The organism is Acinetobacter sp. 228 (assembly GCF_048147885.1).
Window position 1 is genome coordinate 1 of sequence record NZ_JAYWYV010000056.1, and the last position, 2,560, is coordinate 2,560.

Annotated in this window: 4 protein-coding genes and 1 pseudogene; all 5 read left to right on the top strand. The window is 36.8% G+C overall.

Translation table 11 applies throughout. The features are described 5' to 3' along the window. Positions 1-174 precede the first annotated feature (174 nt). Complete coding sequence (locus VXQ92_RS15670; protein ID WP_000041063.1) at positions 175-531, top strand: hypothetical protein; 357 nt, start codon at positions 175-177, stop codon at positions 529-531. A 55-nt stretch (positions 532-586) separates the two neighbouring features. Further along, entirely contained in the window at positions 587-862 is a 276-nt protein-coding gene (locus VXQ92_RS15675; protein ID WP_001095598.1) for a hypothetical protein, read from the top strand. Continuing rightward, entirely contained in the window at positions 859-1,158 is a 300-nt protein-coding gene (locus VXQ92_RS15680) for a hypothetical protein (protein WP_001088054.1), read from the top strand. The genes VXQ92_RS15675 and VXQ92_RS15680 overlap by 4 nt, the downstream gene beginning before the upstream one ends. Next, a pseudogene (locus VXQ92_RS15685) lies at positions 1,151-2,032 on the top strand (replication protein). Before VXQ92_RS15680 ends, VXQ92_RS15685 begins: the two are co-directional and overlap by 8 nt. Positions 2,033-2,034: 2 nt before the next feature. After that, positions 2,035-2,560 (top strand): hypothetical protein (locus VXQ92_RS15690; protein WP_416682424.1); only part of this gene is annotated, 526 nt, incomplete at its 3' end.

The following is a 2,560-nucleotide window of genomic DNA, read 5'->3' on the forward strand; positions in this document are numbered from 1 at the left end:
TGGAAAGCTATTCCCCTTGATAGAAAAATCAGGCTAGCAGTTATTGCCGAAGATCTTGGCTTAACAACACGAAAAGAGCTTTTCCCTGATAACTATCAAGATATTTGGATTGAACTTCGTCCTCAGACGACAAAAAGTAGAAACCTTGGATCATTAATAGCTTAGGACCTAACCATGAGCAAATTATCAGTTGATATATCTGCAAGCGCCAGAAATGGCGTATCCCGCATATTGCATGGTCTTGATATAAGCAATCAAAAAGAGATTGCTGAACAATTAAAAGTTGATCCAAGCACTATTACTCGGCTTAAAACGGATAAGAAAAACAATGGCTTGAATGAAATTGAAATGTTTTGCGAGCTATTGAGTTTACTTGGTTTAAAAGTCGTTCCTAAAGATTATCAGAGCATTGATAAAGAACGTGTTGCTGCACTTTTAGTTATGTCTAAAAGCTGGATGAACCGTATAGAAACGGTGGATGACTTATTTCATGACGAAATCAGTGGTCAAAAAGAAAAGCTTGGATATTAAAAAACCACTACCTGCTGTAACAGGAGTGGTTAGGCATTCAATTGAGGTGGATCAAATGAACACAAACAATTTATCAGAACAACCAATCGAACTCAACTCACCAGATTTTTTAATAGGTGACGTTGTAGTACTTACTAAAGAGTGTCGAAGTTTTAAATCAAACGATTTATTTGAGGTTAAAAATAAAACTTTGACTAGGTTGTGGACTATCAAATCGGAGAATCATTTGATTCTGGTTTCATCAAAAGAAATCCGTACAGCAACAGTAGCAGAGCTCAACGCTAAACGCCGCCTAACAAAAGCTGAGCAAGCATTAGCGGAGGTGTCATGAATAGTCAATTTAAGTATAAACCTGAGTACAAACAGACTCAGGAAATTCAGTCCTTCTTTGATCCAGCGTTAGTGATTCTCAATGAGCTACATGATCGTAACCGTAAAAATCTAAGAGCCAAAGGTTATGACGAAAATAATGCTGCAATAACGCGTGAAGAATTTTCACAAACTATGGCACAGCGTTTTCGCATTAATCAGTGGTTAGCAGGGCAGATCGTTAATAGTTTGGCTAATGCTGACTTGGTTCAAAAATTTGGTGGGTATGTAAAGCCTAAGGTCGGTGTACATGAGTAATTTTGTGCCTAATTCCTTTCAAGTGCCTAATGCATTTGTTGACGAGGTTTTAAATAAAATCTCTGATGCTGCATGCAAAATTTATTTAGTTATTTGCCGTAAAACTCGTGGCTGGAATAAGGAGATGGATTCCATCTCTTTAACTCAATTTGAAGAGATTACAGGGAAGAGTAGACCGACAGTTGTTAAATGCCTTAATGAATTAATTAAAGTTGGTTTAGTCGTGGAACAACCAAGCACAATTCATGGAAATACATTCAAATTAGGTAACGATACTAGCGTTGGTTTAGTGCTTAAATTCCCTAGTAAAAATTTTTTACTACCTGAAATTTATGGCCAAACTAGTAAATAGTCTTTACCTCTGCTAGTTAATATTTTTAACTACACTAGTAAAAATTTTTTACCGCTACTAGTAAAAATTTTTAACACACAAAGTATCACTATCAAAAACAACTCTCAAAGTAATAAAAAAATAAATAAAAAAAGAGAGCCTGTTTCTGAAAAACCTAAATCAGAAAAACCAACTGAATTTAATCCACGTTTAGTTGAACTACCAGCATGTGTAGATCCAGAGCTGTGGAACAATTTTGTTGATATGCGTATCAGCATCAAAAAACCACTTTCTGAAAATGCAGTAAAGCTAATCCTTAAAAAACTTATCTCGTTTGGCCCTTTGGCTAACCAATCACTGGAAAACTCAATTATCGGAAATTATCAGGGTGTATTTGAGCCTCGCCAAAATCAAATTCAGGAAAACCCACAATCTCATAACGTTCCTGAAGAACCGGGTTATTTCACTCAAATGTACGCTGAGAGCAACCGTTCAAACGTGATTGACGTTACGCCAGTGTCACAAGATTTTGGAGGCTATTAATCATGAATGAATTAGCACCATTTGAAAGTTTTTTAAAAGAACTAATTGCGGCTTACAGAACTAAATACGCTGTTCAGTTCAATAAGAATTTTCCAGTAGAGGGGAAAAATGCCGTTCCAATGCAAATCGTTGAACAGCAGCTTGCTAAAGCATTGGTTGGGGTTACACCTAACCAACTTCAAAGAGGCTTAGCGCTATTTTACGCAAGTACAAATACATACATGCCTAACTTCGCTGAATTCCGTGCTATGTGCATGGGTGATGATTGGTGGAGCGCTGAGAAGGCTTGGGTTAAGGCTTGTGAATACACTCAGATCTCTCAACACAAAAAAGTGACATTGCCAGACGGAAGAGAGCAGAACCAAGAAATTACAACCTTGACCAAATTTGTTTTAGACCAAGTTTATTCACTAATCCAAGATGGTGAAATGTACAAAGCCAAAATGGAATTTATCAAAATCTATGATGAATACAAGGCTGAAGCACAACTGAAGGGTAAAACCCAAGCTTGGTACCAAGAACCAATTT

Excerpts from the sequence above, each read along its gene's own strand:
- VXQ92_RS15670 (WP_000041063.1), top strand. The coding sequence starts at position 175 with ATGAGCAAATTATCAGTTGATATATCTGCAAGCGCCAGAAATGGCGTA.
- VXQ92_RS15675 (WP_001095598.1), top strand. The coding sequence starts at position 587 with ATGAACACAAACAATTTATCAGAACAACCAATCGAACTCAACTCACCA.
- VXQ92_RS15680 (WP_001088054.1), top strand. The coding sequence starts at position 859 with ATGAATAGTCAATTTAAGTATAAACCTGAGTACAAACAGACTCAGGAA.